The sequence below is a fragment of the Brochothrix sp. genome, assembly GCF_017549435.1.
Taxonomy (GTDB): Bacteria; Bacillota; Bacilli; order Lactobacillales; family Listeriaceae; genus Brochothrix; species Brochothrix thermosphacta.
Genome location: NZ_JAFYUW010000161.1, coordinates 1 through 6,672, shown reverse-complemented (window position 1 = coordinate 6,672; position 6,672 = coordinate 1). Strand labels below are relative to the sequence as shown.

General features: G+C 32.6%; 7 protein-coding genes. All 7 read left to right on the top strand.

Annotated elements, in window-relative coordinates; genetic code table 11:
• A partial coding sequence (locus IKV95_RS10485) for an MFS transporter (protein ID WP_287451796.1) occupies positions 1–675 on the top strand: 675 nt, incomplete at its 5' end.
• Positions 676–1,328: 653 nt separating this feature from the next.
• Positions 1,329–2,603 carry a hypothetical protein gene (locus tag IKV95_RS10480; RefSeq protein ID WP_029091409.1) on the top strand — a complete coding sequence of 425 codons (1,275 nt, stop codon included), beginning with the start codon at positions 1,329–1,331 and terminating at the stop codon, positions 2,601–2,603.
• Entirely contained in the window at positions 2,596–3,273 is a 678-nt protein-coding gene (locus tag IKV95_RS10475; RefSeq protein ID WP_029091410.1) for a DUF6320 domain-containing protein, read from the top strand. Before IKV95_RS10480 ends, IKV95_RS10475 begins: the two co-directional genes overlap by 8 nt.
• A 97-nt stretch (positions 3,274–3,370) precedes the next feature.
• A complete protein-coding gene (locus IKV95_RS10470; RefSeq protein WP_069120785.1) occupies positions 3,371–4,225 on the top strand; it encodes an ABC transporter ATP-binding protein in 855 nt (284 codons plus the stop codon).
• Complete coding sequence (locus IKV95_RS10465) at positions 4,222–4,959, top strand: ABC transporter permease (protein ID WP_069120787.1); 738 nt, start codon at positions 4,222–4,224, stop codon at positions 4,957–4,959. Before IKV95_RS10470 ends, IKV95_RS10465 begins: the two co-directional genes overlap by 4 nt.
• A 447-nt stretch (positions 4,960–5,406) precedes the next feature.
• Positions 5,407–6,021 carry a hypothetical protein gene (locus IKV95_RS10460; protein WP_287451792.1) on the top strand — a complete coding sequence of 205 codons (615 nt, stop codon included), beginning with the start codon at positions 5,407–5,409 and terminating at the stop codon, positions 6,019–6,021.
• Positions 6,022–6,085: 64 nt separating this feature from the next.
• Positions 6,086–6,655: a hypothetical protein gene (locus tag IKV95_RS10455; protein ID WP_069131466.1), complete on the top strand. Its 570-nt coding sequence runs from the start codon at positions 6,086–6,088 to the stop codon at positions 6,653–6,655.
• Positions 6,656–6,672 lie beyond the last annotated feature (17 nt).

Genomic DNA, 6,672 nt, shown 5'->3' with positions numbered 1-6,672 from the left:
TTTTCATTTATTATAGGTGTTGTGAGTCTGTTACTTACATTATTTATTAAACCACCTTATATCATTTCACATGTACAACAAACGGGTTTTAAATGGAGTCAGTATTTTGAAGTGCGTTCGTTACCAATTTCATTGATGATGTTTTATGGAGCATTGGCATACTCAAGTATACTTTCATTTATTACCGCCTATGCTGCTGAAGTTAATTTAATATCTGCTGGGAGTTTATATTTCCTAGTTTATGCTTTGATTATTTTGGCATCACGTCCATTTACAGGAAGAATTATGGATATACGTGGTGGTAATAGCATCATCTACCCAGGCATTATTTTGTTTGCAATTGGTTTGGTTCTTCTTAGTCAAAGTACATCTACACTGATGTTTTTATTAGCAGCGGCAATCATTGGTTTAGGGTACGGTAATTTCCAATCAGCAACGCAAGCTATTGCGGTTAAAGCTGCACCTAAGGAACGAATGGGTTTAGCAAATTCAACCTATTTTATTTTTCTAGATTTAGGTCTTGGTTTTGGACCAGTTGCATTAGGTTATCTTATTCCAACATTCGGTTACCGAGGCGTTTATCTAGGGTTGGCTGCTTATATGGTAGTTGGAATTTTTGTTTACTTCCTTTTACACGGTCGTAAAGATAAACAGCTACTGGCAGAAACGACCTAATAATGACACATTTTGCTCACAAACTCGCGGTTCCTTTGTGCTAAAATAATAATATAAAGGATTCGGGGGAATGTTATGCAAATAGCTATAGGGATAGTAATGGCGATGGGTTTAATTTTCAGCATCATATTTTGCATAAAAGTATGGCGTACAAAGTAAATAATCAGTCATAAAAAAATGAGATGTAGTTGTCCATTTTGTTGTTATATATAATCGTAAACACACCTGTTGGTGTGTTTTTTTGTTTTTGATCCTAGTAATGGTTGTTCTAAAACACAAAATTTTTCAGCTTATCGATCAATAGTTTTAACTAAACTAATGTGCTCTCTTTTCAAATGAAGTGCAATGTAAAAATACTGAAAAACATTCACAGGAAATAGGGGCTTTTCAATAATTTGGTTGAAAGGTACTCACAAGTTATGAATGGATAGAAGGAATGAGACTCCTAAGTCAATAATAGAAGGATTGGTACTCAATTGCTTGCGCAATTTCCGTCCCATACTGTCTTTGTAAGCTCATATCTTCGCAACAATGTCAGCACCCATACTAATCTCGTAAAGTGGATAAATCCGCCACGATATTAGTATTATAAGTTAACAAACTTATGTTAAGATTAAAGGAGTCAGAGTAACGATTATAAAAGGGGCAAAACAATGGAAAAATGGTATCAATTAGATAATGCTGCAAAAGTATTCCCATCTGTAACAAGTGAACGAAATTCTTCTGTTTTTCGAGTTGCAGCCATATTAAAAACAGAAGTTAAGCCTGAGGCATTAAAAGAAGCGATAAAAATAACATTATTACGTTATCCAATGTTTACCGTACAGTTGCGTAAAGGTGTTTTTTGGAATTATTTAGATGATAATCAAAAAGAATTGAAGATAGAAGAGGAGCAAGATTTTCCTTGCAGTACCATTCACACTGAACAAAATAATGGTTATTTATTCCGTGTGCTTTATTATAAGAAACGCATAGCAGTAGAAATGTTTCATGCATTAACTGATGGTAATGGTGCAATCGAATTTTTAAAAACGTTATTGTACTATTACTTTAAAAATAATGGCAATTCGTTCACTGTGGGCAGCGACATTCTAACTGCAGAATCGACGAATAGTTTAGCTGAAGCAGAGGACAGTTTCCAAAGGTATTATAAACCGTGTTATGTTGAAACTACGGAAAATCAAAAAGCATATCATATCAAAGGTATGCCCTTTAATACACCAGGGACAAATGTGACTCATGGGGTTGTCAGTGCAGCTGCACTTAATGCATTGGCAAAAAAAGAGAATGTGACGATTACGGCGTTATTAACAGGTATTCTTATTTATGCTATTCATCAAACGAGAGTACAATATGACCGTAAAAATCAACCGATTGTTGTAGCTGTCCCAGTTAATTTAAGAAAAGCGTTCCCTTCTAAAACCTTACGTAATTTTTTTGGTGTTGTTAATATCGGTGTGTTTGTTGAAAAAGAAACCACAATCAGCAGTATTATTAAACGTTGTAACAGCATGCTAGTACATAAAACGAGCAAAGAACATTTACAAAACCTTATTTATAACTACGTATCGCTTGAACGAAAAAAGTCAGCTTATTTTGTTCCACTTTTTCTTAAAAGCTATTTTATGAATATTGGTTTTCAAAAATTAGGTGAAAATAAAAAGACCATTTCAATGTCTAATTTAGGTAGGGTGAATTTTCCACCTGAAATGGCGGATGAGATAGAGGCGTTAGAAACAATTATGTATCCGACAAAAAACAGTCCACTTAATTGTAGTTTATGTACTGTGGGTGATCGTATGACTATTACCTTTGCACGTAATATTGTTGATGTTGATATCTTACAATTTTTCTTTACATACCTCTCAAAAGAATTAGAGTTAGATGTAGAAATATATTCAAATGATTGGGGTGTGTTAGATGACTAAGTGTATTCGCTGTCATGTCAATATAGCTGAGCAACATTTACATTGCCCATTATGTGGTCATAGTTTGAAAGAAGAAAAATCTGCACAAACAACTTATCCAGACTATACAATTCATTATAAAAAGGTCAATCGTATTTCAAAAGAAAAAATATTTTTGTTTTTATCTATTAGCGTTGTAATGGTTGCGTTGACTATCAATTTACTGACATTAAATCTAAATAGCGTATTTTGGTCTGTTATTGTCGGTTTTGGTATTTTTTACTTATGGATTGTTATTAAGGGCACGCTACTTGCAAAAAATCACATTGGTAAACGATTGCTGTATCATTATATCTGGCTGGCGTTGTTTTTCTTTGTGATTGATCTTTGCTTAGGATTTGAACAGTGGTCAACCAACTATACAATACCTTTGCTTGGTATGGGTGCAACCTTTTTAATGACACTCATCGCACTTTGGAAACGTTCGTTATGGCAAGATGATATCGGTTATATTTTTGCAATGTTTTTTATCAATTTATGCCCAATGTTGTTATTTATATTCAACTTATCATCAGTTATTTGGCCAACAATTGCGACGATTGTGTACTCGTTAATAACGATTATCGGCATGATTATTTTCTCAGATAAACAGTTTAAAGCGGAGCTTGTTAAACGTTTTCATTTTAGATAATAACGACTAATTTGCAGTAACCTATCTTTTATCAAGATAGGTTGTTTGTTAATACTATGTTAAAATAACTATATAATTAGTTAAAAGGAGCGATTTAATGGAATTACAAAATGTACTTGAAATGAATCATATTGCTAAGGAATTCGGTAATAGGACAGCATTAAAAGATATCTCAATTAACATTAAACGTGGTGAAATATTAGGCTTTTTAGGACCTTCTGGAGCCGGAAAAACAACAACCATAAAAATACTAACAGGGCAGTTAAAACAAACAAGCGGTACTGCCATTTTATTAGGAAAAGATACGCGTGAAATCAATGAGTCAATCTATGAACAAATTGGTATTGTGACAGATAATAGTGGTTTATATGAAAAACTCAGCGTCTATGATAATCTTCACTATTTCGCAAAATTACTGAATGTTGAGACAAAACGAATTGATCAAGTTTTACAGCGCGTTGGACTATTAGAAGATAAGAAAAAACCAACAGGTAAATTATCTAAAGGGATGAAACAGCGTCTTGTCTTGGCACGTGCAATTTTACATCAGCCCAAAATGCTTTTTTTAGATGAACCTACTAGTGGTCTTGATCCATCTACAGCCAGTGAAATACATGAATTGTTATTGGAGCTTCGTGATCAAGGGACAGCGATCTTTTTAACAACTCATAACATGGAAGAAGCAACTAAACTATGTGATAATGTCGCTCTATTATTTCAGGGAGAAATTGTTGAATCAGGTAAGCCAAAAGAAGTGTGTTTAAAATATAATACATCAAAAGCATATAAAGTTTTACTGAATGACGGTACTCAAGTTGAGTTACAAAATACAAAAGAAGATATGCAGAAATTAACAGATTGGTTATCAGCTGATGAAGTTATGACTCTGCATTCAACGGAGCCAACACTAGAAACTGTCTTTCTCACAGTTACAGGGAGGGAATTACAATGAACATCTCATTAAGAAAAGTTAAGGTTATTTTCATGATGAAACTAAGAATGATATTGGCGAATTTATCAATTATGATTGGTCCATTAATGGCGCTAGGCTTTGTATTTATGTATCGTAAAATAATGCCAAGTGGCGGTAATGCAGAAGAAGCTCAATTTATGCAATCCTATTTTTTACAGTTAGGATTACTTTTTAATATTATGATGACAGGGATTATGGCATCAAGTATGCCTTTAGCAGAAGAGAAAGAAAAAAACACATTACGAGTGTTAATGACTTCTTCAGTAAAAGGGAGCGAGTTTTTCATTGGTAGTATGGCACCTGTGCTTTTGATTATGGTTATTGTTAATATATTACTATTGCCAGTGAGTGGTGTTTCTGGAATAAATATTGGTTTATATATCTTAATAACAACATTTTCGAGTTTAATCACATTGATTATCGGTGGTCTTGTAGGGTTAGTAGCTAATACGCAAATGACGGCTTCGTTATTATCGGTACCTTTAATGATGGTATTAATGATGATCCCCTTGTTCTCTAATATGAACGAAGGAATGGCAAAAGTTGCCGATTACTTATATACAGGTGGTATGAGTGAATCGATTGCTAATCTAGCTTCAAAATCTGCTGATCCGATTTCAACACATACAGTGATTGTGCACTTTATTTGGTTAATTGTTAGTTTAGTTGCGTTTTTATATTATTATAAACGACGTGGTCTAGATAACGATTAAATCTAGTAGAATAAGGAGAAATTATGAAAAAATTATTGTTAGGTTTATCGGTAGCTTTAGCTAGTTTTATCTTTTTTTTGCCAACACTTATTATGGCGTCAGAAGAATATTTTGAGATTTACCTTGTGAAAATAATTTCGTCTTCAATTGCGCTGGCAACATTGAGCCTTATTTGTTTGTATAGTGCATTTAAAACTAAGTATTAGAATAAAAAACTTTAAGATAAAAAATTCAGTAAATTTTAATTAAGATAATCTGTGATTAATGATTGGCCTTTTGATGTTTCAAGAGCCATCTATTACTCTAGATTATTTTTTTTTGAGTTTAATAGATACAATTGCCCCAATAATAGCTGTTTTTTTTTGCATTAAATACTTTAAACTGATAATAACAGAATAATCTGTTTTTTTATCAAAGCTGTTGTTCTGAAGAATAGGAGGGGGATTTATGATAAAGAAAAGAAGCGTTGTAAGAATTGTGTTGGGAATGATTGCTTTACTTTTTTTAGCAAAACCAAGTATTATACAAGCGGATACACTGAATGAATTTAAATTGAAAAATGGTATCAAGGGTGTTGAAATTTTGTTAGAACAACCAGAAGTTTTTCCTTTAGATAAAGAGCCAATACTTTCAAAAAACGCAAGATACATTGATTATTCTGCGACTATTTATGAAGCAACAAATAAATCTTCATCGGTAGAAATTAAATATAAGGCAGAGGCAGTTAATAATAGCAAAAAAGCAGATACTATAAAAAGAACTGTCACACGTAATAAATTTTTAAAAGGCAGTGTTTCAACAACTGCAGATTTTAAAATGATTGCAGCTAAAGTGGGAGTGAAAGCAGAGATTGGGGTTGGAAAATCTAAGACTGTTACAACTCAGCATACTTGGACTATTCCTGCTAAAACAAAAACAACGATTAAATTTGGTTCGAAAGTATATACTACTCGTGGTAACATCGTTAGATATGATAGAGGAAAAGTTATTAAGAGAAAACCAGTCGATGCAAAGTATTCACACTGTGAATACACATCTAAAGTATCTAAAAAAATAAAATAATAGTAGGATATTTTATTTTAGTATAATCAAATAGCGATTTTTATAGAGCAAAGGAGCTAAAGTCATGAAATTTTTTTTAATAGTTAGTGTAATGTTAGTTATCTTACTTGGGGGCTGTGCAGTTAATACTGCTTCAGTAGAAAAAGAAGGGAAAACAAATAATACAACGGAACAAAAAGAATACGATTCGTTGGATGACTACTTTAAAGAACTTACAGGTGATGGTGTGTCGATATCAAAACCTACGTTTACAATTGAAGGGAAAAAATTGAACATATGTTTTGAGGTAGGTTACCCTCAGAAGGTTATCGACAAATTAAAGAATACAAAACAGATGAGCTACTATCAGGTTATCGAAGAAGAGGGTAACGGTATCTTAGCTAAATATACAAAAACTATTGAAAATAAATCAGCACTCTATGCGGAATCACCTTTTTATGAAAATGATTTAAATACATTGGAGGAAAAAGATGGTTTCTATTTTTATAAAATAGAAGTCCCATTGTTGAAAAAACCGACTAAAGTAGATAAGACTAAATTAATGGATGGTAAATATTATGCACTGGTTTTCTTAAATGAGAAAAAAGAACGAAAAAATGTAATACATGGTCTTGATCAGGGACTTCATCAATAGGTTTCGCCTTTTAGTAA

Bases quoted from the DNA above. Each gene is read 5' to 3' on its own strand.
- IKV95_RS10480 (WP_029091409.1), top strand. From the start codon at position 1,329: ATGGAAAAATGGTATCAATTAGATAATGCTGCAAAAGTATTCCCATCT.
- IKV95_RS10475 (WP_029091410.1), top strand. From the start codon at position 2,596: ATGACTAAGTGTATTCGCTGTCATGTCAATATAGCTGAGCAACATTTA.
- IKV95_RS10470 (WP_069120785.1), top strand. From the start codon at position 3,371: ATGGAATTACAAAATGTACTTGAAATGAATCATATTGCTAAGGAATTC.
- IKV95_RS10465 (WP_069120787.1), top strand. From the start codon at position 4,222: ATGAACATCTCATTAAGAAAAGTTAAGGTTATTTTCATGATGAAACTA.
- IKV95_RS10460 (WP_287451792.1), top strand. From the start codon at position 5,407: ATGATAAAGAAAAGAAGCGTTGTAAGAATTGTGTTGGGAATGATTGCT.
- IKV95_RS10455 (WP_069131466.1), top strand. From the start codon at position 6,086: ATGAAATTTTTTTTAATAGTTAGTGTAATGTTAGTTATCTTACTTGGG.